The organism is Agrobacterium sp. LMR679 (assembly GCF_027157905.1).
In the GTDB taxonomy this organism is placed as follows: Bacteria; Pseudomonadota; Alphaproteobacteria; order Rhizobiales; family Rhizobiaceae; genus Agrobacterium; species Agrobacterium leguminum.
The window spans coordinates 1,379,370-1,405,518 of sequence record NZ_JAPVOJ010000001.1 but is presented as its reverse complement, the minus strand read 5'-3'; the positions used below and the strand labels follow the sequence as shown (position 1 = coordinate 1,405,518).

The following is a 26,149-nucleotide window of genomic DNA, read 5'->3' as shown; positions in this document are numbered from 1 at the left end:
ATGGCAGCTACCGCTGACATTCGCCGCAAGACCCGCAACGGCGATGCCTATGGTTATCCCGTTCTCGCCGGCGTCCGCATCTTCGGCGGCACCTATATCGGCGTGACCGCCGCGCTCGCGGCCGTCCCTGCCGGTCATGCCTCCTGCGTCGCCCTGATCGGTTTCGCGGAAGAAAACGTCGATAACCGCGACGGCGCGACCGGTGACCGCCTGATCAACGCGAAGAAGGATGTCACTGCCATCACACTGGCCGGTGCCACCGCCGCCGATATCGGCAAGACCGTTTACGCCTCGGCCGATGACACCTTCACGCTCGCTGCTGGCGCGTTGCTGCCGGCCGGCATCCTCCATGCCATTGACGCCGACGGTGTCTGGCTCAAGCCCCTCTAAGGAACCACGATGGATATCACGATCTCCAATTTGCGGGGCATCTACACCTCGCTTTCGACCATCTTTAACCAGGCGATGGCCGCCACGCCCGCGTTTTACGAGACCATCGCCATGACGGTCACGTCTACGACCTTCGCCAATCAGTATCCGCGCCTGGACGACTTGCCCGGGTTCCGCGAATGGATCGGCGATCGTGTTGCCCATGATGTCGGTGCGTCTCTCTATCAGATCGTTAACCGCGACTTCGAGAAAACGATCAAGATCAAGCGCAAACAGATCGAAGACGATCAGGTCGGCATATTCACACCCATGGCCGCACAATTCGGCCAGGACGGCAAATCGTTCCCCGATACTCTCGTTTGGCCTCTGTTCAAGAAGGGCGAGACCGTCACTTGCTATGATGGACAGTATTACTTCGATACCGACCATCCCGGCTACAATGAGCAGGGCAATCAGATTTCGGTGTCGAACTATACCGCGGGTGCGCAGCCGGCCTGGTACCTGATCGACGATACGCAGGTCATCAAGCCGATGATCTGGCAGGACCGTAAGAAGATCAAACTGACCCAGATGTTCGACGAAAAAGACCCGAACGTCTTCTGGCGTGCCGAATATATCTGGGGCGCCGACACACGCGGCAACGCGGGTTTCGGCATGTGGCAGTTCGCCTACAAGTCGAAGGCCGAGCTGACGCAGGAAAACTATGATGCTGCCCGTACCGCCATGCAGTCCATCCGCAGAAAAGATGGACAGATACAGGCGATCCGACCCGTCAAGCTGCTCGTGCCGCCTGTGCTCGAAGCAACGGCCCGCAAGATTGTCGAAGCTGCCCTGATCAATGGTGGTGACACCAACGTCTGGGCGAAGACCGCAAGCGTCGTCGTCATCCCGCATCTCGCGTAACCGGCCGGGCGCTGATCCGCCGCTCGACCGCACCGCCAGCAGTCATCCTCCCGATTGCTGGCGGGTTTCCGGAAAACGGCCGCAACTGCCGCTTTCCCGAAACCCGAAGCCCAAGGAACCACACATGTCGAAAATCCAGATCATCTGCTCGAAACCGGGCATCCGCCGCAACGGTGTCGAGCATCCTGCTCAGGCACTCTATGAACCCGGCAGATGGACCGATACCGAGCTTGAAGCTTTTCGCGCCGACCCCGCCTTCATCGTCCAGGAGGTCGCCGGCAGCACAGTCGCAGTTTCCAGCGCCGACATTGAGCAGGCGGTAAACGCCCGCGTCGAGATCGAGCGCCAGAAGCTTCAGCTCAGCTTTAACCAGGCTGTTTCCGACGCCGTCGCCGAAAAGCTCGCAGACACTAAGGCGGAGCACGACAATGCGATCGACGCTCTCGGCAAGAAATTGAAGAAAGCCGAGGAGCGCGTTGGTGATCTCGAAGCGCACATCAAAAAAGACGGCGAAACGATCAAAGGTCACGTCGCGACGATTGCAGACATGACGAAGACCATCGCCGCCTCGGAGGGCGGCAAAGAGAAGAAGTAATCCCTGACGGGAGCGCCGCGAGGAGCGGGAGGACCGGATCAGCACGCCGGACCGATCGCCCCGAAGCCCTCCGATGGCACGAGGCTCGCAAGAGGCCATCGGCAACAGCGGCAAAACCCTGACGCCAACCCAAGAGGAAACCGCATGACACGACGTTATTTCAGCCTCGCTTTCTTCGCCTGCCTCACGGCCTTTTCGACCTTTGCCAGGGGCACTGTCGTCTTCGCCCTCAACCTCGTGCGCTTCGTGGTGCACGCCGTGGCTCAAGCCAGCCGCTTTCCTCTGGGCGCGTCTCGCCCTGCCGAAGGTCTCCAGTTTCAAGGTAATCGGCAAGCTGAAGGACATTTACCGCGAAAGCTGGCTGACCAGCGGACAGTCTCTGCACTACCGCCGCTGGATTTACTGCTGATCGAACTGACGTTCCGGGGCTGGCCTTCGGGCCGGCCCTTTCCCCAACTGGAGACTTTGCCATGTACGCCGCCGTCACCGACATGATCGCCCGCTTTGGAGAGGTGCAGATCGTGCGCCTGTCCAATCCGGAAGACCGTGAAGCCGAGACGCCGGACGTGGAAAAGGTCAACACCGCGCTGACCGACGCCACCGAGCTGATCAACAGCTACATTCGCGGCCGCTACCTGACGCCGATCGCAAACCCGCCGCAGGATGTGGTGCGCGCGACCTGCATCCTCGCCCGCTACGATCTGGCCGATACCGAACGGTCCAGCCCTTCGGAAGAAATGGCCAAGGGCCGCGCCGAGGTCATCAAGTGGCTGGAGAATGTCGCTAAGGAAATCGTGCACCTGGACATTCAACTGGCATCGCCGACAGGCGGCAACGCGGTCGGTTCCGGCCCGCGCATTTCCGACCGTGACCGCATCGTCACGTTCGACGCGTTGCGGGGCTTCTGATGGACAGCTTTCCCCTGATGCCGATCCGCAACCAGGAGCCGCTTATCATTGAGCGGCTCCGGATTGCCTTTCCGAAGAACCCTTTCACGATCGAGCGCGTGCCGCAGGTTCTCAGCCTCGGTGAGTTCAAGCGCGTCGTCAAACTGTCGCCGTTCATCGGCCTTGCCTGGACGGGCATGAAGCCGGACCCTGACAATGGCCGGATGCTGAAGGGCAACATGCTTTGGCGGCTGATCCTCATAAACAGCGTTTCGAGTGGCCTTGAAGCGCGCTTTAAGGGCGACAAATACGACATCGGCATGGATGCCATGGTCGATGTCGCATCGGTCCTGCTTCAGGGTGTCAGCTTCGAGGATCAGGGGTCACCAATGTGACGCTGATCAACAGCGTCATTGCCGATGGCTGGACTGACGACAATGTCGCGATTGCCCAGCTCGATTTCACCTTCAGCTTCGCAACCCGCGCCGCTGCGACCGGAAAGATGCAGCCCGAGGACTTTGAGGCGCTTGGCGTCACATGGTCCGTGAACGGCTCGCCCGAAACCGTCTCCGACGAAGTTCAACCACCCCAGGAGTAACCCCGGCCATGGCCACCACGAAAACACTCATCGCGGCCGAGGGCCGCACGGTCCACCTTCCGGACGGCTCCGAATGGCCGAAGGAAGGCTTGCCTGACCCGAACACGCATTTCACGCGCCGGCGTATCGCTGACAGCGATCTGATCGAGAAACCCGCAGGTACGGCCGATCTCGAAACGCCCGCACCATCCGATCCGCCGCAGTTCACCCAGATCGAGGAACCGGCCGAAACCGTCACCGAGACCAAAAGGTCCACGGCGAAGAAGTCTGAAGGAGACAAGTAATGGATTTCAACGAAATCCCCGTCGATCGCCTCGAACCCGCGACCCTGATGGAGATCGTGCCGAACTATCGCAATGTCGGCATCCTGCCCTGGCCGGAAAAGGTCTTCATCATCGGTCCCAAGCTTGCCACCGGAACGCTTGCCGCCGGTGTCATTCAGGAAATCACCCGTGCCGATCAGGCCGTCGCTCTCTTCGGTCGGGGTTCGATTGGCGCTGAGCAGGTCGCGTACTTCAAGAAGGCGAACCGCAACACGCCGCTTTTTGTCATCGGCCTTGCCGACGATGAGGACGCCGTGAAGGCAACCGGCACCTTTACCTTCGCCGGTTCCCCGAGCAGCTCCGTCGTGCTGCGCTTCAAGATCGGTGGCCGGCAGGTTCGCATGACCGCACTGTCCGGCGACGCGCCGGCAGCGCTGGCGACAAAACTTGCCGCTGCCATCAATGCCGATCTCGACATGGTCGCGACCGCAGTGGCCGCCGCAGCCGTCGTCACCGTCACGGCCCGCCACGGCGGTGAGGTCGGCAATGAGATCGACCTGCGCGTCGATACGAAAGTGCAGCCGCTTCCGGCCGGTCTCACCTGCGCCGTCGTCGCTATGGCGGGCGGTTCCGGTAATCCGGACGTGCAGCCGGCGCTCGACCTTCTCGCCAGCACCTGGGCAACCAAGATCACGCATCCCTGGGCGGATGCGACCAACCTTGCCAAAACAGCCGAGTGGTTGCGCATCCGGTATATCGCGACCTCGAAGCTCGATTGCCATGGCTTCGTGTTCAAGGGTGGCACCTATGGTCAGTTGACCACCTTCGGCAATCTCACCAACTCGGCTTTCCTGACGAACGCCGGCCTGAAGAGAAGCCCGACGCCGTCCTGGGCGATCGCGGCCTCGGCGCTTGGTATCGCATCGTTCCATCTGACAAACGACCCGGCCCGCCAGTTGCGCTCCCTCGTGCTGCCCGGTGTCGAGGCTCCGGACGAAGCGGATCAGTTCCTTGATGAGGAAAACGATCTGCTGCTGCGCAACGGCATTTCGACCTTCGACTGCCTGTCTGACGGCTCGGTCACGATCTCGCGCATGATCACGACCTACAAGAAGACGACGCTCGACATCGCCGATCGCGCCTGGCTGGATATCATGGTGCCCGTCACCATGAGCCGTATCCGCTACGACTGGTCCGCTTATGTCGGCCTGATGTATCCCCGCTCCAAGCTGGTCGATGACGAAAGCGCCGGCGCATTCGCTTCTCGCCATGACGATGACCAGGACCCCGGCACGGCGGTAGTCACCCCGAAGCGCATGGCGGCCTCCTGGGCGGCCCGGTGCTCGCTCTATGGCGAAAAGGTCTGGATCGAGGACGTGCAGCGCACCGTCAGGGAAAGCGTCTTCGAGCGGTCCACAGATGACCGCAACCGGCTGGAAAGCCGGCAGCAGGTGGAGATCGTCGGCAACCTCATGGTGTTTGCCGGCCGGATCGAGTTTCAGGTTTAACAGGAGCTTTTAAGCGATGACACAAGTATTGGGCATCGTCGATATTGTCTGGCGGGGGCGAAACCTCCCCGTCGAGAAGGGCGCAAAACTGCGCATCGGCGGCATCAAGAACAACGCAGTGACCTACGGCCGCAAGGTCGGTCGCGCCCAGGAGTTTCAGGGTTCGCAGGTCACCGCCACCACCAACCTCGAAAAGGGCCAGCGCTGGGGCAACCTCTGGGACCCCGGCGAAGGTGAACTGCAGGTGCTTTGCGACACCGGCCAGACGTATGTCTTCAATGATGCCTTCCTCGTGGATGATATTCCCGAGATGACCGGCGGCGAAGGCGGCAAGATCGAACTCAAGTGGGCGGCATCCGCGCCCGAGGAAATTCTCTGATGGGCGGCACCAGCAAAAACATCACCATTGACCTGGACGAGGACGAAACGAACGGTATCGGAACCGCTGCTACCACCGACATTGTGGACGAAGGTGTGACCGGACGTTCCGACTTCGTCGATGAAGACGCTGACCCACGGGACAGACTTCCGGAGCGTGCCGTGCAGAACGCGGATGGCTCGGTTACGCTACCACTGCTGTATCCACAGGTCATCGGACGCAAAAAGGAAGGCAAAACGTGGGAGGACAAGTTTGACGCTCTCACTTTTCATCGTTTGCGCGGTGCGGATCAGCAGCGCATCGCCAGTGCGTCCGACGCAAAACAGGTGTCTGTCGCCTTTTCCTGCTCGACACGTTTGTCGCAGATGGTCATGGACAAGCTCTATGAAAAGCTCGACCTCGAAGACATCACCGACGCCGGCCGGGTGCTCAACCATTTTTTGACGAGTGGTCGGACGACTGGCCGATAATGCTCGGCGGCCTCGCTGACGGCTCCGGCTTCAGCGCGGCCGAGATCGGCGACATGACGATCGATCAGGTAAGGATGTGGTGGAACTGCATCCAGGCATACCGAAAACATGTGAACGACCTCGCTCAAGGATAATTCAGGCACCGCCCGTTGAGGCGGGCCTGAATTGGCTCGCGTGCGCGCGATATTTTGCCGCCAGATTGGAGCGGCGCGCGCATGGCCAACCGGAACATGAACCTTGATGTCATTGTCCGCCTCAAGGACCTCTTGAGCGGGCCTTTACGCGGCCTTAGAGGCGCGCTTGACGGCATCTCCAGCGCCGCCCGCAAGATCGGTATTGTCGGCGCAGCGGTTGCCGGCATTTCCTTCCTCGGCCCCATGCAGGAGGCCGCAGCTTTCCAGCAGCAGTTGATCGACATAGCCGGAACGTCAAATCTGACGGGACAGGCGGCGTTTGCGTTCGTCGATCAGTCAAAAGCGAAATTCGAGCAGCTCGCCCTCGATGTCGGTCAGCTTTCCGATACCGTTGCACGAGGCGCGGGGCAGATGATCGCCGCCGGCGTCGATAACGGGCTGGTAGACCGCTCGATCGGATCGATCAGCCGAGCCGCCACCGCCGCCAATGCCGAGATGAACGACATGGCGTCCGTCGCCACGTCGCTTCTGACCACGCTGAAGCTCCCGGCCGACCAACTGGATGATGCCCTCGGGGCGCTGGTGACGGCGGGCAAGCTCGGCTCCTTCGAGCTGAAGGACATGTCGCGTTATTTCCCGACGCTCACCGGGCAGATGGCGAAGTTCGGCGTGACCGGCCGCGAGGCCATCAACTTCCTCGGCACTGCCCTCCAGATCGCCCGCAAGGGAACGTCCGATCCGGCCGAGGCCGCCAACAACCTGAAAAACTTCCTGTCGAAAGTGCTTGCGCCGACCACGGTCAAGAACTTTGCCGACATGGGCGTCGATATCCAGGGCGTGATGCAGGATGCGGTTACGAAAGGCATCAACCCGATCGAAGCCGTGGTGCAGAAGATCACGAAGCTGACCGGCGTCTCCAGCAAGGAAATTCAGGGCCTGATGAGGAAGGCGAAGGATGCCGGCATGTCCGACGCCGACGCACTGGCATCCGTGCGCGAGCAGCTCGAAAAGATTTATGGCGCTGGCAAACTTGGCGAGCTGTTCTCCGACATGCAGGTGATGGACTTCCTGATCCCGATGCTTGGCAACATCGACGAATACAAGTCGATCAAGGATGAGGTGGCCAAGGCCACCGGCAGCGCCATCGATGGCGACTTCGAAACCCAGATGGAGGGCCTCAATCGGCAGCTCACCATCTTCCGCGAAATCGGCACGCAGGCGTCCCGCGAAGTGGGCCTCGCATTCGGCACCTGGATGCCGGCGATCAATGGCTATCTGATGGATGGCCTTAAATGGTTGCGTGAGCTGGACACGGCGACAGGCGGCATGGTCAAGCAGGGCCTCGCCTTTGCTGGCGTGGCTGTCCTGGCGGCGGCCGGTTTGGGTGTCCTCGGCGTGGTCTTGCCCGCGATCGGCGCGGGTCTGTCGGTTCTGGCCGCGCTGTTCAGCCCGGTGGGCATCGCGCTCGCCGGCATCGCGGCCGCTGGCGTCTACGTCTATCGCAACTGGTCAAGCTACGCGCCGCGCCTGTCGCAACTGTGGACCCGCATGGGCAAGGCCTACGCCGACGCCATGACGGTCGGGACAGCGATCGTCAACCGCTTCGGTCCGATCATCCGTTCTGGCCTCGGCAGAGCGCTTCAGGACGTGACGGCGGGCTGGCAGAACCTGAAGACCTTCGTGTCCGGCTTCATGCGCGGCCTCGATCTACAGTTCGATTTCTCCGGCCTGACGATCAGCGATGTTCAGCTCGGCGCGTTCCGCGTCCTCGATACCGCGTTGAATGGCATTGCCACCGCCTGGGGAATGATCCGGGATTTCGGCTCCGGTTTTGCGAACTGGCTGGAGCCGATCGGACAATCGGCCGGTGGAGCGGTCAGGGCGATCGGCGGCATTGCCACCGGCTTTTATCGTCTCGGAACAGCAATCCGTGAGCTTGTCGGCCTCGGCGAAGGCGGCAAGATAACCGGCATGCTTTCCGGCATCATGTCGTTCCTCGGTGATCTGGCCGGCAAGACAGTGCTGGCGGCCGTCATGGTCCTGGAAGACGTTGCGAAAGCCATTGAGTGGGTCGTGAACGGTATCGCCTCGCTGGTGGAAGCGATCAATCGCGGCATCGACTGGAGCGCCCTTGTGCCCCAAGGCATAGCCGAGGCCTGGAACAGCGTCGCGTCGGCGCTAGAGAGAGTGCAGAACGCGCTCAGCATTGAGAGCGTCTCGAATGCGCTCGGTGTTTCGGGCCAGCGCAACATGACGCGCTTTGGTCGAAACAGCGTGCTGCCCGCCAACCAGAATGGTGTCCTGCCGGCACAGGCGTCGCCAACCGCGCCGGCAGCACCACAGCAGCTCAACGTCAACACCGAAGCGAAGGTTGTTGTCGAAGGCCCCGGCAAGGTTGTCGGCCAGACAACGACCGTCACGTCGCCGTCGCCGAACGTCAACACCGGCCGCGCTGTCGGGAGGCCCTGATGCTTCTCGACAGCCTCAATGCCGCTGAAGGATTGCTGCCGGGTGTTTATCGCGGCATTCCGCTCTCCATCGTCGATGTGTCGAGCGACCATGGACGGCGGGTTCTCGAATACCTGTTTCCGGGTGTCGATCCCGCCGCCTATGACGATTTCGGCGTTGGTCCCTCTGGCATCAGTATCGAGGCGCTTTATGTCGGTGACGATTACCGCACCCGTGCGCAGCTCCTCGCCAAAGCCTTCGAGACGCCCGGTCCTGCATTGCTCATTCACCCATGGCTTGGCCCGATGCAGGTCATCATGGAAGAGCCGGCGCAAATCCGCTTCTCGGAACGGGAACTGCGGGTTATCCGGGTTTCGGCCCGGTTCAAGCGCGCGCCGTCGTCTTCCATATCCGGTTTCTCCGGTGGCCTTCTGCCCTCGGCGCTCGTAAGCTTCACCAGCGCCGTGACCTCGCTTGCCGCCTCGATCGCGCTGACGGTCATTTCCAGCGCCAGAACCGCAGCTACCATTCGCAGCCGGCGCGTCACGTCTTCTGTCGCCGATTCCATCACGGCGCGTCCAGACGCACGCTCGGCCGTCAGCCAGATACGCTCGGCGCTGGAAGCGTCGTCACCATCCTCGCCTGTTGGATTCGACACATGGGCCAGCTCGGCCGCGTCTGTCATTGCCCAGACGATCGAAGTTCCGGCTGTGGCACCTGCGACGACAATGGTAGCCGCGACGCCCAGCGCCCAGGCGCTGATGAGCGCCGGCCTTTCCGTCGCATCGGGACTGCTGACGGAAGCGGGCAAGGCACCTTCCGCGATAGACGCCCTGTTGCTGGCCGGTGCGGCCGGACAGTTCCTCGCGGCGACGGCCGAGCAATCCTCCTATGCGGATTTCGTGTCGCGGCAGGAAGCGCTCCGTTACCGCGCCGCCATGACCTCGGCGCTCGCCTCGCTCGTTGACCAGGTCGAGCAGCAGTCGCCCGACACGATGCAGGCCGCCAGTTCGGCGCTCTCGTCTGCTGCGCGATCGCTGACGGCCGCAATCGTCTCCGATCTCAACGAGGTGATCGGCCGCCTGCCGTCCGTGCGCCGCCTGTCGGTCAATCGCGATGCCGACGCATGGCTGGTCGCCCAGCATCTGTCCGGCGATACCCCGGCGCTGCTCGAAACCGTTTATGCCGATATTGTCGCCCGAAATTATCCATCGCATCCGGCGCAATTGCCGGCCGGCGACATCGAGTTCCTGGAGCGCGGTTGATGGCCAAAAGCATCAGGCTTTTTCTCGATGGCACGGCCTATAATCAGTGGACATCGGGCGAAGTCACCCGCGACCTGAAGGACTTTTCCGGCAGCTTCAGCTTCACCTTTCGTGATGGCGAGGCGTCCGAAGGGACGTTCCCTTTCGCCTCGATGCCGAAACTGCCACGTCTTCGAACCCAGATGCAGGCAAAGATCATGATCGGCAAACGCACGGTGTTGCTCGGTCACGTCGAAGAGGTGGCCTATGATGTCAGCGACGGTAATGCATCCGTAACGATCTCCGGCCGGGACAAGACCGGCGATCTAATCGATTGCTCGGCGCTGGCGGAAGGTCCCGCCGAGCTGAAGGGCGTCAAGCTGGAGGCCGCAGCCTCCAAGATTGCCGAGCCGTTCGGCCTGAAGGTCCGGACGGAAGTGGACACCGGCGAGACCTTCGACCGTTATTCGATCGACCTTGGCGAGACCGCCTTTTCCGCGATCGAGAAAGGTTCGAGACAACGAAGCGTCCTGATCCTTTCGGATGGTGTCGGCAACATCGTTATCACCCGAACGGGTAAGACGCGTGCGCCCGATGGGATTACTCTTCCAGGCAACGTGATGGCGGTTCGGGCTACCGAAAGCACGGCGAACCGCTTCAGCAAGACCGTGGTGCGCGGCCAGTCGGAACGGTCCGGCAAAGCCCGCAGCGCCGCCGCCCTCGATGCCACGGCCGAGCCGATCGGCGCGGACAGCCGCGATGACGGCGATGGTTCGGCCCGCGAGCGCGAGCGCAAGGGAACTGTCGCGACCGGCAGGGCGGATGATGACGAAATCAGACGGTATCGCCCGGTTGTCCATCTTGCCCGCAGCAAGGCGGGCGCGGTCAGCGCCCAGGACGAAGCCGACTGGCGCAATCGCACGTCCCGCGCCGAGGGTGACGAGCAGACCTACACGGTCAAGGGCCACGAGGTGAACGGGCAGCTCTGGACGGTTAACCAGGTGGTTCCCGTTTCCGATGCCTTCCTCGGCATCGAGCGCGATCTGCTGATTTCCGCTGTCCGTTATTCCGAGGCAGACGAAATCACCACGGATATTTCCGTTTGCTCGGCCGAGGCCTTCGACAAGGAGCCGGTGGGCAAGCGCCGGACAGACAAGGCCGGAAAGGGCAAGACCGCGAAAAAGAGTTCCGACCCGCTGGACGGCACGGCGGAGGCCCTATGAGCGAGATCGTCAACAAGGTGCGCGGCCTGATCCGTCGCGTCACAGTGAAAGACATCAAGGATGATGGCCAGATGCAGACGGCCTCGGCCGAGGTGGCGGAAGGCGTCTGGCGCGATGATCTCGAAGTCATGCTGCCCTATGGCCTGCTCTCGGTTCCCGACGATGACGGCGCAGTCGGTGTCGCGCTGGCGATCGGCGGCGACGAAGGCGATATGGTCATCCTGCCACTCGCCAATCCATCGCAACGCATCGGTGGCTTGAGCAAGGGCGATGTCGGTATCGGCAACAAGTTCGGCGATCGCATGATCGTCAAGGCGAGCGGCGGTATCGAGGTGCAGGCCGCCAGTTCCATCACCTTCAAGGTGAGCGGCGTGACGATGACGCTGGATGCCACCGGGCTGAACGTCAATGGTGGCAGCATCAAGCACGACGGCGTCGTGATCGACAAGACGCACAAACACACGGGTGTTGTGCCAGGAGGTGGCATTAGTGACGTGCCTGTCGGTGGCTGACCGCCCGCCGTGGCGGGCCTGATCAGGCTTGCGCGCGCGCGATAATTTCGCGCCATGACCGGATTTTTCGACCTTGCCCTGACCTATGACGCCACGCGGCGCTGCTGCGATCTGGTGCTCGATGACGAATTCAACCTGGTCATCGATGAAACGCCGGTGACGCCGATCCTGCTTTCGGTCGGCCTCGATCGCCGCGCCTCTCCGGACGATGAACTGCCGGAAGGCCGGTCGCAGTTTCTGGCCCCGGTTTCCTTCTCCGAACGCCGTGGCGCGCTTCTCGATGGTCTCAACGCTGCCGGCGACATGGCGGGCTGCAAGATGTGGTTGCTGGAGCGCGCCAAGGAAACCGAGACCACGCGCCAGCTCGCCGAATATTACCTCGCCGAAGGCCTCGGCTGGGCCGAGACCGATACCGGAACGCCGGCAGAAATCGAGGTTTGGTGGCTGCGTGATGGCGTACTCGCCTATCGTGTCCTGGTCGAGGATGTCACGCTCGAACTGACGCGGAAGGTGGCGTAATGGTCTGGCCTGTCCCTGCCGCGAAATCGATCTTTTCCCGCCTTGCTGCCGCCTCTGAAGTGATCCTGCTCGGCATTTACCCCGAAGCGGATGTGAAAGCGATTTCCCGCGCCGTCCGTTCGGCGCGCGGCATGTTCGCCGTCATCTGGAGCGCGGTGGCCCCGGAAGTGCGCGAGACGCACGACCATATCGCATGGTGGGCGCGGCAGTGGATGCCGGACAGCGCCGACGACGAAACCATGATCCTTCGCCATGCCTCAATCTGGGGCGTCGAGCCGCGTCCCGCGACAAAGGCAGTCGGTTCCGTCACGATCGAAGGTGTGGCCGGAACCGTTCTGGCCTCGGGCATCGTGCTGACATCGACGGCCACCAACACATACGTGACCACCTCGGGCGGCACGATCGCTGCCGGTGGCACCGTTACCGTCACGGCCCAAGCGGTCACCGCCGGCAGCGCCGGCAACCTGGAGAGCGGTGTCCAGCTTTCGACGCTTGCCGCATATCCGGAGATTTCGAAGGTCACGGTCTCTACCGCCTTCGCGGGCGGCGCTGATGACGAAGAGCCGGAAGAAGTCCAGGTGCGCTATCTTCAGCGCATCCGCGAGCCACCGATGGGCGGCTCCTCTCAGGACTATCAGTCATGGGTGGGCAACGTCGTCAGCGTCTACGCCGTAAAAGTCGTAGAGGACTGGATCGGTCGCGGCTCTGTGGGCCTTGTCATCGCCCTGAAGAATGACGACGGCACGCCCCGCATCCCCACCGAACTGGAGCTGACCGCAATCGGCAACTACATCGGCGCTCAGGGTAGCCAGACAGGCGTCAGGCCCGTCACCGCCCGCGTTATCCCCGTTGCGGCCGAGCTGGTCGAGGTGCCGGTGAGCGTGCGCCTTCGTCCGGATGGCGCTTTGACCAGGGCAGCGGTGCAGCTTGCCTATGATCGCTTCATTGCCACCATCGGCGACGAAGACGACATGGAGAACGAAAGCCCGATCGGCGCGACCATCGAGCCTTCACGTATCTCGGAAGCCATCTCGGCCGCCGATGGTGAATATTCGCACGATCTGACCATCCCTGCCGCCAGATACACGCTCGGCACCAAGGAATGCCCGATCGCCACCGAAATCACCTGGCTGGATTGAGGGGGTTTTAAGACATGTCCAGGACCTCTTCAACGATCCTTCAAAGTCTGTTTTCGAAGTTGCCGATCGGCTGGGCGCTCCGTTATCGCGGCGGCGTCATGGGCGTCATCCTCGGCGCGATCGCCGAGGCCATCGCAGACGCGGAAGCTGCTGCCGAAGCGATGATGAACGAAACGGATCCGCGTCTCGCGGACAAGCTGCTTTCGGACTTCGAGCGGTGCCTTGGTCCAGACCCTTGCGGGCGCGATAAGGACGGATTGACGGTGCAGCAGCGCCGCCAGCTCGCCTTCCAGCGCTGGACGGCACGAGGCGGGCAGTCGATCCCTTATTTCGTATCGGTTGCCGCCGCCCTCGGCGTGACGATTACGATTGAGGAATTCTGGCCGAGCCGAGCCGGCGTCCTGCGTGCGGGCCAAAGGTTGCGGCCCGACGGTTCGCAATTTGTCTGGCGCGTCAACATTCCAGGCGTCGTGACAGTCACGAAGTTTCGGGCAGGTGCAAGCCGTGCCGGCCATCGTCTCGGTTCGTTCGAAGTCTCGGCGATTGAGTGCGTTCTGCGCCGCTACAAGCCCGCCCATACCACCCTTGTTTTCAAGTACGGAGAAGCCTGATGGATCGCATCAATGGCGCTGACACTATCGATATTGGCGGCGGCCGGCGTGGCTTCCGCGACGAAAACCTTGTGACCGGAACGGCAGGCACCGTCGTCACCGCCTTGTGGCTCAACATGGCGCAGGAAGAAATCCTGAAGGTCGTGACCGAAGCTGGCCTCGTCCCGAGCGAAGGCGACTGGACGCAGCTCTGGCAGGCCCTGCAAATCTTTGGGCTTGCGTCCGGCAGTCGCAGCCGGCGATGGCTCACGGTCAATTCCATGACGCTTTCGAGTGCGCCAGGCGCACCGGCAGCGGGCGATGCCTACTTGATCCCGACCGGCGCGACCGGCATCTGGGCGGGCAACGTAGGCAAGATTGCGGAATGGACAGGCTCCGCCTGGACCTACATGACGCCTACGGACGGCCACGGCGTCAGTCTCCCCGATGGTCGCGTATTCGAGCGTGTCGCCGGCACATACGTCGAAAAGCTGGCGCTTGATGCCCAATCCGACAAGTGGCGTTACGCGGTGGCCGGTGGCACCGCCAATGTGTTGACGGCTTTGCTGACGCCAACTCCCCCGCCTACTTGGACGGCATGTCCGTCAATCTCCGGGTAGTAAACAGCAACACAGCTGCGGCTACCCTCAACATCAACGGGCTGGGCGCGATCCCAATCACTCTCGCGGACGGAACCGCGTTGACGGGCGGCGAAATCCCCAAGCTCGCTCGGTTCATCATCTTTAATAATACTGCCATTCTGACCAACCCTAATCCCAGCACCCTGACCGGCGTTGGCGGGTACCAGAACGTCGTTTCATCACTGAACACAGCCTTGACGCTGAACAACGTGGCACAGGCCGTGCCATGGGCAACGTCCGCTTCAGCAAGTCAATTCGGTACGATCGCGGGGTCCGTGTTCACATTCACACAGGCTGGTCGCTACACGATAACGGGACGCATGCAGATCAGCGTGACCGGAACACCGACAGGGCAGTTCGTTTCTTCGCTCGGCTCAATCGTCAAGAATAACGGCACGGGCGGACAGATCACTGTTTGCCAGTTTGGCGACGATAAAACGCTGATCGCTGGCTCACCCGTCACAAGCTACATCACCGGTTCGGGAGCAATCGACGTAGCGGCAGGCGACACTTTGATCCTCACCGGCCTTGAAGCCATTTCCTCTGGAGGCACCTTCACCAGCGGGAACATCGCCGCCGCCTCAATGACTATTCTCCGGACACAGTGAGGGCTACCTATGCTGAAACTCATCTATAAGCGTTATCTGGCGGCGGGCGGTGATCTGGATTTCTGGTCGTTCCAAAAGCCAAACGGTGGACTTGTCGCGCTCGCGATCGTCGATGATGAGCCTGTAATCACCTTTTGGGACGAAGCTCTGGACGCGCTCAACGTGACCCAGCCGACAGTAGCCGAGCTTCTCGACGCGTTAAACGCGGCCCCTGCGCTCGAAGAAGCGCGCGATTACGTGTTGGCCACGCTGCAAGCATGTTGTGGTGCTGCCATCGTCGGCGACTACGACTCTGATGCCCTTGGGTCAGTGCATACCTATCCATCGGACGTGACGGCTCAACTGAACATGATGGGCAGTGTCACGGATGCGCTAATTCCGAGTAACCCAGAAGGATGGACGACGCCGTTCTGGTGCGCAGACGCCTCCGGGGTATGGGCTTTTCGTGCTCACACAGCATCGCAAATCATTGCCGCTGGCCGGGCAGGTAAAGCCCACGTCGTCGCTTGCCAGACGAAACTCGATACGTTGACGCAACAGCTCATGGCGGCGGAGACGCTCGAAGACATCACCGCCATCTCCTGGACAGGAGATGCAGAATGATCCCCGACATGACCGCGATTTTCTACCTAGCCATTTTCGGCCTCATCTGCGGCGTCATCGCCCTCCTTGGCGGGGCGGGGTGGCTCATCTTTTTCATCGTCAATCACGTCCGGATTGTTTGACCACGCGCCGTTGAAGCGGCGCGCGAAATACACTTGCGGTTGACCAACAGCCCGCAATTTGCTGATAACTTTTCAATCTGAGGGAGCACATGAAATGAAGTTTTTTGGCATACTCGCCATCGTAGTCGCCGGAATTTGGGGGAGCGCTGCAACCGCCCAGGAGTTGGAGACGAACGCGACAGGAAAATTCCTGTGCGGTGGCGCACATCCACGCTGTTCAGTGATGGATCAATCGACCTACGGTTACCATCAGTTCGGTGGCCGGCCTGTCGGCCAATACGCAGGTGTTTCCCATCTTTTGGAAGATGGGCCGCCGCTTGAGCATTACCAAACCTTTATTGGCGAGGTCATTTCTAAACGTCCCAACACGAACGCCGTGGGCATCTGGGGTGACGCGTCAGCGGTCGTCAACAACGCGAGGGTTTGGGGCGGTTTCTTCTCGGCCCGCTCCGGCGGTCAATCGCAGGATAGCCAGTTGATCGGCCTTGAAGTCGATGTTCTTAATGCCGGCCTCGATGGCGTCTACCCGAACCATTCAAAAGTCGGCATTCAGGTGGTCGGTTTCGGTGGGCGGAATACGAACGCCCTCGAAGTCCTGACGGAAGGCAACGGCAAAGGTCGCTGGCAAAATGGCCTGACGATTTCTCCGGAGAGCATCTCGGCTGATGGAACCGTTATCGGCGTCGGCCACCAGCAAGCCGCCTTCGGCATAGATTTCCGAGGCTCATCCTTCTCTGATTCTGCAATGATCGTATCGCCTCAAAACAGGATCACGTTCAGGCAGAACGGAAAACATGATGCCGCCATTTACCGCGACCAGTACTTCGACGGTCATCTGGTTGTCCAGGCGGGGCCGAGTGGCATCAGGGTTACGAACGCGCAGAACACCGAAAACCTTGTCATCATCACGCCGGACGGTGACGTGATCTCCAAGTACGGGAGCATGAAAAATCTGGCAGAACGCATTGCTGCGCTTGAAGCCGGCAATTGATTTCAGCCCCTGAAGCGCCACATAGAACTCGTTTGCGGCGTAGGCTGCGAGCGGGTTCTTTTTTGAGCTTCTCAGGAGGAAAGTATGCCCGACAGACCCGAGGATATCGACAAAGCCATCTGCGTAGCGCTGGCGGTTGTCCCGCGCACGTTCAAGAATGGGTTTGGGGGCGCAGGCGTTCGACGCCGCCGAGAAGCCACCGCAACAATGGAGGTCGCGGTTATAGTGGCGCGCTATCTCGGCCATACATATACCTTCTATGAAGAAGCTCAGGCGGTGGAGAAAAACGATGTTGAGACATTCTTAGCGGAAGCACTGACGGCAGTGCCGGACGAACTCGCGAAGACCTACGCCAACAAGCTGACGCTCTACTCCGAACCTGCTCGAAACGAGATTGCAAAACGATTGGCAGGAGCGCTCACCGACAAATGGCGGTGGACCTATCAGCCCGCGGCGGCAGCGACCCTTAAACCGATGTTTGGGTAACTCAGTCTTGCCTTCAAGGCCTCGTCAATGGCCGCTTACGAGCCTCTTTAAAGTCCTTTGACACGGGTTCTGGAATTTGAAGAAATTCCGATTTCTCGTGTCAAAATTCCGAAAACGCGCTACAGGGTACAATCAATCGTTTTTCCGGCTCGGAAAAGCAATGAAACACGGGCGCAGAATGGTGCGATCTGGATTTTTCATATGAAGGAAAGTGGTAGCGGGAGAGGGACTTGAACCCCCGACACGCGGATTATGATTCCGCTGCTCTAACCACCTGAGCTACCCCGCCACAGGGGAAACGTGACAGTCATGTGACCGGCCGTTCCATCAGGATGAGCGGCTTATAAGGTGCCGCTCCCCAAAGTGTCAAGCGCAAGATGCGCAAAAAATTCGCTTTCCGCATCGCTGCAAAAAGCGAATGGTTTCAGGCGGCAACCGGCTTTTCCAGAAGCGCCTTGAGCGACGCCTCGGCTTCGGCCGAGCGTTCCGACCGCTCGATGAAACCGCCGCCGTAAACGCGGGCATCCGCACCCGGCGCGGAATAAAGCACGCAGGCCTGACCGGGAGCGACACCGGCCTCCCCGGTCATCAGGTCCACATAAATACCGTTTTCGTCCGCATGTAGCACCGCTTCCGTCGGCGGGCGGGTGGAGCGCACCTTGGCGAAACAGGCAAAGCCCTGCCCGGCATCGCTCGCCAACTCGCCGTCGCCCAGCCAGTTCATGTCACGCAGATAGACCCGGCGGGTTTCCAGCGCTTCGCGCGGGCCAACGATGACCCGGCGGCCGCGTGCATCGAGATGCACGACATAAAGCGGCTCTCCCGTTGCGACACCAATGCCGCGGCGCTGGCCGATCGTGTAATGCACGATACCATCGTGGCGGCCGAGCACGCGCCCGTCGAGATGGACGATATCACCCGCCAATGCCGCATTCGGCTTCAGCTTGTTGATGATATCGGTATATTTGCCCTGCGGCACGAAACAGATGTCCTGGCTGTCAGCCTTCTTGGCGACGACAAGCCCCATATCTTCCGCCAGAGCGCGCGTCTCGGCCTTGGAGAGGCCGCCGAGCGGAAAGCGCAGATAATCGATCTGTTCCTGTGTCGTGGCGAACAGGAACCAGCTCTGGTCGCGGTCGCTGTCGATCGGCCGATAAAGCGCACGCCGCCCCGGCTGACCGGAAACGGGATTGGGGCGCGAGCGGATGTAATGGCCGGTCGCCAGCGCATCGGCGCCGAGTTCCTGCGCCGTAGCGAGCAGATCGGCGAGTTTTACCGTCTGGTTGCAGGCCACGCAGGGGATCGGCGTTTCACCCATCGCATAGGCTTCGGCAAAGGGGTTGATGACGGTTTCGCGGAACCGCGCTTCGTAATCCAGCACATAGTGGGGAATGCCGAGCGTTTCGCAGACCCGGCGCGCATCGTCGATATCCTGCCCCGCGCAACAGGAGCCCGCGCGGTGCACGGCAGCACCGTGGTCATAGAGCTGGAGGGTAATGCCGAGGACATCATAACCCTCGCGCTTGAGGATACCGGCCACCACCGAAGAATCGACGCCACCGGACATGGCGACAACGATCCGGGTATCTTCCGGCCTCTTGTCAAAATCGAGCGTATTCACGTTTTTTCCCATCGTCAGTCATAACGGGGGTAAAGGCCCCGCCGCCTGTCGGTCATCCGCCGCGAGAAACCTGGCCATCAATGGGGCCGTCCTGTCTCGCTATCCTGCGGATTTAAGGGCTGCATATAGAAAGGAATGGCCGCGCACGCAAGTACGGGGCGGAAAACCGCCCCGCAAAGCCGCCAGATTCAGGTTGGGACCCGGCCGTCAGGCGCCGGCCGTCTTCTGGCCGCTGCTGCCGAACCACTTGTCGCGCTCCCGCCACAGGGCTGGCAGGGCCAGCAATCCGATAGCCGTGAAGGCGATCAGCGTCTTGTTGAGCTGCGACAGCTCCGCCGTGCGGCCATCCAGATAATAGACGCCATAAACGATCGCCACGTGCCAGACATAGACCTGCAGCGAATGGCGGCCGAGCAATTGCAGGAACTTTAGCGACAGCACCCAGATGACGCCCTCCGCGATGGAGCGCACGAGCGGACGGTGGTGTTTCGGACCTGCGATCACCAGCCAGGTCAGGCCGACGCCGACGGCGAGGAAGTTGATGAGATAGACCGGGCCGAAATCGGCGCGGATTTCCATCGTGGAAAATTTGCCCATCATGAATTCCGGCATCAGGCCCCAAGCGGTGGCGATGCGCAGCGGCATGAAGAACAGGCAGATGACGAGTGCCGCCTTCGGCAGCCACGTATGCTCAGGCGAGAAGATCGCCTTCCACGGAATGCGATTCTGCGCCGTCATCGCGCCCATCACCAGCGCCGAATAGAATACGAGCTGCCAGCCGAGCAGGTTGAAGCTGACGCGAATGCCCTGCTCGTCCGCACCCTTCACGAGTTCGTTGAGCGGGGTCGTCACGATCTGCTGCAGGCCAAGCTGGCCGGCCATCCAGACCAGCAGGGAGCCGGCCATAACATAGGCCCACTTGCCGTCGAGGCAGAGCTTCACCAGCACCGGCGCAAAGATCATGTAGACGATATATTGCGGCAGAATATCCATGAAGGTCGGCTGGAACAGGAATGTCGCAATCGCCGCCAGCCGCAGCGGATCGTCGAACGACGTCATGCCAAGCCAGTTGTACCAGATGTAAGGCGCATGTGGGATGACCATGCGGAAGAACAGCACGGCGATGACGAGACCCATCGCGTAACGATAGAGTTCCAGCGCCCGGTTCCAGATCATCTGCTTGCCGGCGTCATAGCCGTATTTCATCATCTTGCGCGCATAGACCATGCCGATCAGCAGGCCGGACAGGAACACGAAGCCCTGGGCGTCCTCGACAAAGGCAAACTGCCGGTGATTGATTTCCACCAGCCAGAAGCCGCCGGCAAACACCAGATGGTTGATCAGCATGAAGACGAGGAAGTAACCACGCATCCCGTCGATCAGGTCAAAGCGTTTCATCTCGATAGCTCTCCGTTCTCGCAGGGCCTGCATTGCCCAGCCACCCAGCCCGGCTTGGGAGGGGCCGGGGATTGGATTGTCAACGCTGTTTTGCGCCTGAGGTTCCCTTTCCAAAGCGGTTTAGAACCGGCGCGAAAAGTCACATTGACGTGTATGCATTCTGGTTAGGATGCAGGGACTGAATGCCGGATGAATAAAAAAAGGCAATTCCGTGAAGCGGATGAGCCATGCGCGGGCAACATGCCGCAACAGGCAGGGCTCAAAGCCTTGCATAGCAGGGCGAAGCGGAATTCACCGCCGATGAGCGGGGGAGATATCACCCGTTAAATTTATCAGTCGTTTTTTGACCGCATCTTGCTGTCCCTCTAGCTGAGCGAGCGTCGGCGCAACCATGCTTTCCGGGAGCGAGACGAGCAAAGGCCCGGCGGTCACCAAACCGCCGGGCCTTTATCTGTTAAACACGCTTCGATTCGTCAGGCAGCGGCCTGAATGGCGGCCACCTGCCAGTTGTCGTTTCCGGGGCGGCGAACGAAGGTCCACATTTCCACCGCTTCAGAAGGCTGGTGCTCATCACCTTCGATCACCTTGCCGGAGGTGCGGTCGCGCATCACGTCGATGGCGGAGTAACGCATCGCCACCGTTGCATAGTCCTGGCCCTCTTCGTGCCATGCTTCGGCAACGTCGCCCTGTAGCAGCGTCACATCGCGCACGTCGTTTTTCACGCCGCTCGTGGCGTTGTCGCTCAGTTCTTCTGCGAGGTAAGACATGGCTTCCGGCGTCGTCAGCTTGCGCAATGTGCCATAATCCTCGGCGGCATAAGCGGCCTGAACGTCTTCCAGCATTTTCTGGAAAGTTTCGAGATCGCCCTGGGTAATGCCGATTTCATCGCCTTCCGACATGGCATTGGCATGAGGCGCGGGGGCATGAGGCGCAGGCTTTGCCGTTGCGGCAGCGGCGGCTGCACCGCCCGCAGTGCCGGCCAGCGCGCCGATCTTCGGAATCTTGAACGAGGAAGCGGCAGAACCCGCCTGCGAAGCGCCATTATAGGAAGAACCGGAATGATCCGTGCGCTGAGACCCGCCGGCCGAGCCATAAGCGGGTTGGCCCTGACGGCGCGAGGCGAAGAAACGCATGGCGAGCATGACCAGAAGACCGATCAACGCCACCTGCAACAGCATGCCGAAGAAACCGGCCATACCGCCAAAACCGCCACCCAGCAGCATGCCGAAAAGACCGCCCATCAGGAGGCCGCCCATCAAACCACCCATCATGCCGCCGAACAGGCCGCGGCTCTGCTGCGGCGCCTGCGCGCCCGGACGGGCCGGCTGAGCAGCGTTCGGCGCTGCCTGATTGGTGTTGGGCGTCATGCTGCGGTTGATCGGCGCGGTCTGGCCGGGCGCGGTGCTGGTCGAAGGCGGAGCGGAATAGGTCCGCGTACCGCGGCTGCCGAAACCGCCGCTGGCGCGACGCGCTTCTGCCATATCAACCGCCACGAAAGACACCGCGATACCAAGCGCGGCGACTGCGAACAAACCCTTGAAGCGCCGAAAGGCAGCAAACATCGTTATCTCCTGTTGGCCGCCCTCCCATGAGCGGCATGTCAGCAGGCGATATAGCAACTCATGATCATCATTTTTAGAGCACTTGGCTTAAATTTTTTGTGATATGCAACCAATGCGATAGTCGCCCGTATTTTGCGACGAAACAGACACTGGAAAAACGAAAAACCCGGCACAGGGTCTCCCCTGCGCCGGGCCTTATTGTCCCCTTGGGAGGAACGATAAGATCAGTCGACGTTGAAGGTCAGCGGCTTCACCTGGCGGATCGCCGGGTTGGCGCGCAGCTTGTCCAGCACGGCTTCGGAAACCGGGCCGTCAACATAAAGCAGCGCGATGGCGTCGCCGCCTTCCTTTTCACGGCCGAGCTGGAAGTTGGCGATGTTGACGCCAGCCTCGCCGAGCGTGGTGCCCATGAAGCCGATCATGCCGGGAACGTCGGTGTTGGTGATGTAGATCATGTGCGATCCGACATCGGCATCCATGTTGATGTTCTTGATCTGGATGAAGCGCGGCTTGCCATCCGAGAACACCGTGCCGGCAACCGAGCGGATCTGGTTTTCCGTCTTGACCGTCAGCTTGATGTAGCCGTCGTAAACGCCGGTCTTGTCGCGCTTGACCTCGGAGAGGATGATGCCCTTTTCCTTGATCATGACCGGGGCCGAAACCATGTTCACATCCGCAACCTGGCTGCGGATAAGGCCGGCCAGCAATGCACTGGTCAATGCCTTCGTGTTCATGCTGGCGGTTGCGCCATCATAGAGGATTTCGATTTCCTTGGTGGCGCTTTCCTGCACCTGGCCGACGAAGGAGCCGAGAACATCCGCCAGACGGATGAAGGGCTTCAGGCGCGGTGCTTCCTCAGCCGTAATCGACGGCATGTTGATGGCGTTGGAAACCGCACCCTTGACCAGATAATCCGACATCTGCTCGGCAACCTGAAGGGCGACGTTTTCCTGCGCTTCCGTGGTCGATGCGCCGAGATGCGGCGTGCAGACGACGTTCGGCAGGCCGAAAAGCGGGCTCTCGGTGGCGGGCTCGACTTCGAACACGTCGAAACCGGCGCCGGCGACATGGCCGGACTTGATGGCTTCGGCAAGGGCCGCTTCATCTACCAGACCGCCACGGGCGCAGTTGACGATACGCACGCCCTTCTTGGTCTTGGCGAGGTTTTCGGCATTGAGGATGCCGCGCGTCTTGTCGGTCATCGGCACGTGCAGGGTGATGAAGTCGGCCTGGGCCAGAAGCTCGTCCAGCTCAACCTTGGTCACGCCCATTTCCTGCGCACGCTCTGGCGACAGGAAGGGGTCGTAGGCCAGAACATGCATCTTCAAGCCCAGCGCCCGCGAGCAGACGATGGAGCCGATGTTGCCCGCACCGATGACGCCAAGCGTCTTGCCGGTGATTTCGACACCCATGAATTTCGACTTTTCCCACTTTCCGGCCTGCGTGGAGCTGTCAGCGGCCGGAAGCTGGCGGGCGACGGCGAACATCAGCGCAATCGCATGTTCGGCTGTGGTGATGGAGTTGCCGAAGGGCGTGTTCATGACGATGATGCCGCGGCGCGATGCGGCCGGAATATCGACATTGTCGACGCCGATGCCGGCGCGGCCGATGACCTTGAGGTTGGTCGCCGCCTCGATCAGCTTTTCGGTCGCCTTGGTGGCGGAGCGGATGGCGAGACCATCGTAGTTACCGATGATTTCAGCAAGCTTGTCCTTGTCCTTGCCGAGCTTCGGCTGGAAATCGACTTCGACGCCACGATCACGGAAGATCTGGACGGCGGTTTCCGACAGTTCGTCGGATACGAGTACGCGAGGTGCCATGGTTCACGGGCTCCTTGAAAAACGGTGCAGTTTTGAAAGCGGGGAATGTGCGGCCCTGCATCAGCGCAGGGCCGGTATCAAAATCAGGCGGCAGCCTTGGAAAGTGCTGCCTTCTGCGTCTGGTAGGCCCAGGCGAGCCAGGGCATGACGGCTTCCATATCCGCCGTCTCGATGGTCGCGCCGGCCCAGATGCGCAGGCCGGACGGTGCGTCACGGTAAGCGCCGATATCGAGGGCGACATTTTCCTTTTCGAGCAGGGGGACAACGCCCTTGGCGAAATCAGCCTGTGCGGCGGCATCCAGCGCCTGCACCTCGGGATCAACGATCTTCAGGCAGACGGAGGTGTTGGAGCGGGTTTCCGGCTTGACGGCCAGGTTGGCGATCCAGTCGTTCTTTTCGATGAAGTCGTAAATGACCTTGGCATTGGCATCGGCACGGCCGATCAGCGCCTTGAGGCCACCGAGATTCTTCGCCCACAGCAGCGCGTCGATGTAATCTTCAACGCAGAGCATGGACGGCGTGTTGATGGTTTCGCCGGTGAAGATGCCTTCGATCAGCTTGCCGCCGGAGACCATGCGGAAGATTTTCGGCAGAGGCCAAGCCGGTGCGTAGCTCAAGAGACGCTCGACAGCGCGTGGCGAAAGGATGATGACGCCATGGCCGCCCTCACCGCCCAGCACCTTCTGCCAGGAGAAGGTGACGACGTCGAGTTTCGTAAAATCCATATCCTGTGCGAAGGCCGCCGAAGTGGCGTCGCAGATGGTCAGACCCTTGCGGTCAGCCGGGATGAAATCGGCATTGGGGACGCGAACGCCGGAGGTGGTGCCGTTCCAGGTGAAAACCACGTCGCGGTCGAAATCGACTTCGGCAAGGTTCGGCAGCAGGCCGTAATCGGCCTCGAATTTGCGGACGTCCTTCAGCTTCAGCTGCTTGACGACGTCGGTGACCCAGCCGGCGCCGAAGCTTTCCCAGGCGAGCATATCGACGCCGCGTTCACCGAGCAGCGACCAGAGCGCCATTTCAACGGCGCCGGTGTCGGATGCGGGAACGATACCGATGCGATAATCGGCAGGAACGTTCAGAACTTCACGGGTGAGATCGATGGCCTGCTTCAGCTTGGCTTTGCCAACCTTGGCGCGATGCGAGCGACCGAGCGGCGCATCGGAGAGAGCATCTAGCGACCAACCGGGGCGCTTCGAGCAGGGACCAGAGGAAAAATGCGTATTGCCCGGACGGACGTCCGGCTTCACGATATCTGTCATTTAACTACCCTTTCAGATAGGCGCCTCTCGTTAGGGAGAGGTGTCCTGACGCCGTTGCTATTCCTCTCGCCGATCCCAGTCAAGCGGAATATGTCGCTACGCAGAAGAATTTTGGTCCATATGCGTCATGCCCCGTGTCAGATGCCGGTAAAACAAAACCGCCCGCACCCGGAGGATGCGGACGATCTGAAACTACCAGCGGGGCGTGACGTTTATTTATAAACGGCAGGCTGCAGCGGAATATCGGCGGGCGGCATGTATTGCGCGGTATCGCAGCCGTTGAAGACATAACGGCCGCCGACGCGCACTTCATGCGAATAAAGGCCCTTGTCACGACCCGGACCGCCGCCATTCTCATAAGCGAACATATCGCCCTTGTTGATATGGCGGAAACGATAGCCGATATCGGCCTTCAGGTTACAGGTGACATCGATGGATGCGCCGGCCATCAGAGCGTAAGCGAAGCGCCACTTGCCCTTGCCGCCATGTTCCGTGGTCGGGTCGCAGCCCAGGCCATTGACGCTGCAGGATGTGTTGCGCAGCTTGTCCCACTTCACGTAGGAACCGCCGATACCGCCACCGACATAAGGCGTGACACGGCCATAGGTGCCCAGATCGACATAGGCATTCGCCATCAGAGTATAGGCGCGAACCGAGCTAAGGTCCTCCGAGACGCAGCGACCGGGAACGGAACCGCAGAAACCGCTCGTGGAGCCGCGGAAATCCGACTTACCCATATAGTCAAAGGTAACGTCACTGCGGAAATAATTGTTGAACTGATAACCGACACCGGCGCCGATGACATAGCTGTCCTTAATCGTCGCGGTATCAAAATCCGCGAGATAGCCGCCGGGGCCGCCCTGATAATAATGGGCGCCGCGCAGCTTGTTGAAGGAATAACCGACGTCGCCGCGCAGATACCAGCCGCTTGCCTGGGTGATCTCGACTTCGGGGGCCTCGACATAGGCCGGTGCGGGCTCGGCTTGATAAAGATCGGCAGCGATGGCGCTGGTACCGGTCAACAGGACGGCCAGAAATCCGGCCAGGGCGTTTTTCATGACTTCCACTCCAGAAGAGGCACGTGCGGTTTCGGCAGCAGATGCCAGTGAACTGTTCAGTCATGGAGATTGACGTAAAATGGTTAAGTCCCGATTAACCACGATCATTCACTATATTTATTAGGAAATACTCAAAGAAAAAGCCGGCTGCAGAGCCGGCTTTTTCAGGCGTTAC

General features: G+C 60.8%; 30 protein-coding genes and 1 tRNA gene. 24 read left to right on the top strand and 7 right to left on the bottom strand.

Annotation, left to right across the window (positions count from 1 at the left end; genetic code table 11):
* The 24 genes from O3W47_RS06500 (at nucleotide 1) to O3W47_RS06385 (ending at nucleotide 17,253) form a co-directional block, all read left to right on the top strand.
* The gene (locus O3W47_RS06500) at nucleotides 1-390 is read left to right on the top strand and encodes a hypothetical protein (protein WP_080866969.1); all 390 of its coding nucleotides are present in this window, start codon (nucleotides 1-3) and stop codon (nucleotides 388-390) included.
* A gap of 9 nt (nucleotides 391-399) precedes the next feature.
* Nucleotides 400-1,293: a Mu-like prophage major head subunit gpT family protein gene (locus O3W47_RS06495; RefSeq protein ID WP_080866970.1), complete on the top strand. Its 894-nt coding sequence runs from the start codon at nucleotides 400-402 to the stop codon at nucleotides 1,291-1,293.
* Nucleotides 1,294-1,417: 124 nt separating this feature from the next.
* A complete protein-coding gene (locus O3W47_RS06490) occupies nucleotides 1,418-1,888 on the top strand; it encodes a hypothetical protein (RefSeq protein ID WP_142780706.1) in 471 nt (156 codons plus the stop codon).
* Nucleotides 1,889-2,032: 144 nt separating this feature from the next.
* Nucleotides 2,033-2,383: a hypothetical protein gene (locus O3W47_RS06485; protein ID WP_269313274.1), complete on the top strand. Its 351-nt coding sequence runs from the start codon at nucleotides 2,033-2,035 to the stop codon at nucleotides 2,381-2,383.
* On the top strand, nucleotides 2,359-2,796 hold the full coding sequence (locus O3W47_RS06480; RefSeq protein ID WP_269313273.1) for a gp436 family protein: 438 nt from the start codon (nucleotides 2,359-2,361) through the stop codon (nucleotides 2,794-2,796). Before O3W47_RS06485 ends, O3W47_RS06480 begins: the two co-directional genes overlap by 25 nt.
* On the top strand, nucleotides 2,796-3,170 hold the full coding sequence (locus O3W47_RS06475) for a hypothetical protein (protein ID WP_269313272.1): 375 nt from the start codon (nucleotides 2,796-2,798) through the stop codon (nucleotides 3,168-3,170). The genes O3W47_RS06480 and O3W47_RS06475 overlap by 1 nt, the downstream gene beginning before the upstream one ends.
* A complete protein-coding gene (locus tag O3W47_RS06470) occupies nucleotides 3,167-3,373 on the top strand; it encodes a hypothetical protein (RefSeq protein ID WP_269313271.1) in 207 nt (68 codons plus the stop codon). The genes O3W47_RS06475 and O3W47_RS06470 overlap by 4 nt, the downstream gene beginning before the upstream one ends.
* 8 nt (nucleotides 3,374-3,381) lie before the next feature.
* On the top strand, nucleotides 3,382-3,657 hold the full coding sequence (locus O3W47_RS06465) for a DUF2635 domain-containing protein (RefSeq protein ID WP_269313270.1): 276 nt from the start codon (nucleotides 3,382-3,384) through the stop codon (nucleotides 3,655-3,657).
* Complete coding sequence (locus O3W47_RS06460) at nucleotides 3,657-5,144, top strand: phage tail protein (RefSeq protein WP_269313269.1); 1,488 nt, start codon at nucleotides 3,657-3,659, stop codon at nucleotides 5,142-5,144. The genes O3W47_RS06465 and O3W47_RS06460 overlap by 1 nt, the downstream gene beginning before the upstream one ends.
* 16 nt (nucleotides 5,145-5,160) lie before the next feature.
* On the top strand, nucleotides 5,161-5,523 hold the full coding sequence (locus tag O3W47_RS06455) for a phage tail tube protein (protein ID WP_080866977.1): 363 nt from the start codon (nucleotides 5,161-5,163) through the stop codon (nucleotides 5,521-5,523).
* Complete coding sequence (locus O3W47_RS06450; protein ID WP_269313268.1) at nucleotides 5,523-5,993, top strand: hypothetical protein; 471 nt, start codon at nucleotides 5,523-5,525, stop codon at nucleotides 5,991-5,993. The genes O3W47_RS06455 and O3W47_RS06450 overlap by 1 nt, the downstream gene beginning before the upstream one ends.
* Before the next feature lie 215 nt (nucleotides 5,994-6,208).
* Nucleotides 6,209-8,596: a phage tail tape measure protein gene (locus O3W47_RS06445; RefSeq protein ID WP_269313267.1), complete on the top strand. Its 2,388-nt coding sequence runs from the start codon at nucleotides 6,209-6,211 to the stop codon at nucleotides 8,594-8,596.
* A complete protein-coding gene (locus O3W47_RS06440) occupies nucleotides 8,596-9,840 on the top strand; it encodes a DNA circularization N-terminal domain-containing protein (RefSeq protein WP_269313266.1) in 1,245 nt (414 codons plus the stop codon). The genes O3W47_RS06445 and O3W47_RS06440 overlap by 1 nt, the downstream gene beginning before the upstream one ends.
* On the top strand, nucleotides 9,840-11,042 hold the full coding sequence (locus O3W47_RS06435) for a phage baseplate assembly protein (protein WP_269313265.1): 1,203 nt from the start codon (nucleotides 9,840-9,842) through the stop codon (nucleotides 11,040-11,042). Before O3W47_RS06440 ends, O3W47_RS06435 begins: the two co-directional genes overlap by 1 nt.
* Complete coding sequence (locus O3W47_RS06430; RefSeq protein ID WP_269313264.1) at nucleotides 11,039-11,554, top strand: phage baseplate assembly protein domain-containing protein; 516 nt, start codon at nucleotides 11,039-11,041, stop codon at nucleotides 11,552-11,554. The genes O3W47_RS06435 and O3W47_RS06430 overlap by 4 nt, the downstream gene beginning before the upstream one ends.
* A 54-nt stretch (nucleotides 11,555-11,608) precedes the next feature.
* The gene (locus O3W47_RS06425) at nucleotides 11,609-12,073 is read left to right on the top strand and encodes a phage GP46 family protein (protein ID WP_269313263.1); all 465 of its coding nucleotides are present in this window, start codon (nucleotides 11,609-11,611) and stop codon (nucleotides 12,071-12,073) included.
* Complete coding sequence (locus O3W47_RS06420) at nucleotides 12,073-13,212, top strand: baseplate J/gp47 family protein (RefSeq protein WP_269313262.1); 1,140 nt, start codon at nucleotides 12,073-12,075, stop codon at nucleotides 13,210-13,212. Before O3W47_RS06425 ends, O3W47_RS06420 begins: the two co-directional genes overlap by 1 nt.
* A gap of 14 nt (nucleotides 13,213-13,226) precedes the next feature.
* On the top strand, nucleotides 13,227-13,823 hold the full coding sequence (locus tag O3W47_RS06415; RefSeq protein WP_269313261.1) for a YmfQ family protein: 597 nt from the start codon (nucleotides 13,227-13,229) through the stop codon (nucleotides 13,821-13,823).
* A complete protein-coding gene (locus O3W47_RS06410; RefSeq protein WP_269313260.1) occupies nucleotides 13,823-14,422 on the top strand; it encodes a DUF2793 domain-containing protein in 600 nt (199 codons plus the stop codon). The genes O3W47_RS06415 and O3W47_RS06410 overlap by 1 nt, the downstream gene beginning before the upstream one ends.
* A complete protein-coding gene (locus O3W47_RS06405; protein WP_269313259.1) occupies nucleotides 14,401-15,051 on the top strand; it encodes a hypothetical protein in 651 nt (216 codons plus the stop codon). Before O3W47_RS06410 ends, O3W47_RS06405 begins: the two co-directional genes overlap by 22 nt.
* A gap of 9 nt (nucleotides 15,052-15,060) precedes the next feature.
* Complete coding sequence (locus O3W47_RS06400) at nucleotides 15,061-15,654, top strand: DUF4376 domain-containing protein (protein WP_269313258.1); 594 nt, start codon at nucleotides 15,061-15,063, stop codon at nucleotides 15,652-15,654.
* Nucleotides 15,651-15,776, top strand: coding sequence for a hypothetical protein (locus O3W47_RS06395; protein ID WP_269313257.1), 126 nt, complete (start codon nucleotides 15,651-15,653; stop codon nucleotides 15,774-15,776). Before O3W47_RS06400 ends, O3W47_RS06395 begins: the two co-directional genes overlap by 4 nt.
* Nucleotides 15,777-15,870: 94 nt before the next feature.
* On the top strand, nucleotides 15,871-16,767 hold the full coding sequence (locus O3W47_RS06390; RefSeq protein WP_269313256.1) for a hypothetical protein: 897 nt from the start codon (nucleotides 15,871-15,873) through the stop codon (nucleotides 16,765-16,767).
* 84 nt (nucleotides 16,768-16,851) lie between these two features.
* Nucleotides 16,852-17,253: a hypothetical protein gene (locus O3W47_RS06385; protein ID WP_269313255.1), complete on the top strand. Its 402-nt coding sequence runs from the start codon at nucleotides 16,852-16,854 to the stop codon at nucleotides 17,251-17,253.
* Nucleotides 17,254-17,465: 212 nt separating this feature from the next.
* Here O3W47_RS06385 and O3W47_RS06380 read toward each other — a convergent pair.
* The 7 genes from O3W47_RS06380 to O3W47_RS06350 form a co-directional block, all read right to left on the bottom strand.
* Nucleotides 17,466-17,542: transfer RNA gene (locus O3W47_RS06380), tRNA-Met, on the bottom strand.
* Nucleotides 17,543-17,677: 135 nt separating this feature from the next.
* On the bottom strand, nucleotides 17,678-18,874 hold the full coding sequence (gene mnmA / locus O3W47_RS06375) for a tRNA 2-thiouridine(34) synthase MnmA (RefSeq protein WP_269313254.1): 1,197 nt from the start codon (nucleotides 18,872-18,874) through the stop codon (nucleotides 17,678-17,680).
* 207 nt (nucleotides 18,875-19,081) lie between these two features.
* Entirely contained in the window at nucleotides 19,082-20,272 is a 1,191-nt protein-coding gene (locus O3W47_RS06370) for an OpgC family protein (protein WP_080854269.1), read from the bottom strand.
* A gap of 473 nt (nucleotides 20,273-20,745) precedes the next feature.
* The gene (locus O3W47_RS06365) at nucleotides 20,746-21,834 is read right to left on the bottom strand and encodes a Tim44 domain-containing protein (protein ID WP_269313253.1); all 1,089 of its coding nucleotides are present in this window, start codon (nucleotides 21,832-21,834) and stop codon (nucleotides 20,746-20,748) included.
* A gap of 224 nt (nucleotides 21,835-22,058) precedes the next feature.
* Nucleotides 22,059-23,654, bottom strand: a complete 1,596-nt coding sequence (gene serA / locus O3W47_RS06360) for a phosphoglycerate dehydrogenase (protein WP_065656472.1) — start codon at nucleotides 23,652-23,654, stop codon at nucleotides 22,059-22,061.
* 83 nt (nucleotides 23,655-23,737) lie between these two features.
* A complete protein-coding gene (locus O3W47_RS06355; protein ID WP_269313252.1) occupies nucleotides 23,738-24,916 on the bottom strand; it encodes a phosphoserine transaminase in 1,179 nt (392 codons plus the stop codon).
* Between the two features lie 212 nt (nucleotides 24,917-25,128).
* On the bottom strand, nucleotides 25,129-25,974 hold the full coding sequence (locus O3W47_RS06350; RefSeq protein ID WP_080854266.1) for an outer membrane protein: 846 nt from the start codon (nucleotides 25,972-25,974) through the stop codon (nucleotides 25,129-25,131).
* Nucleotides 25,975-26,149: the final 175 nt, after the last annotated feature.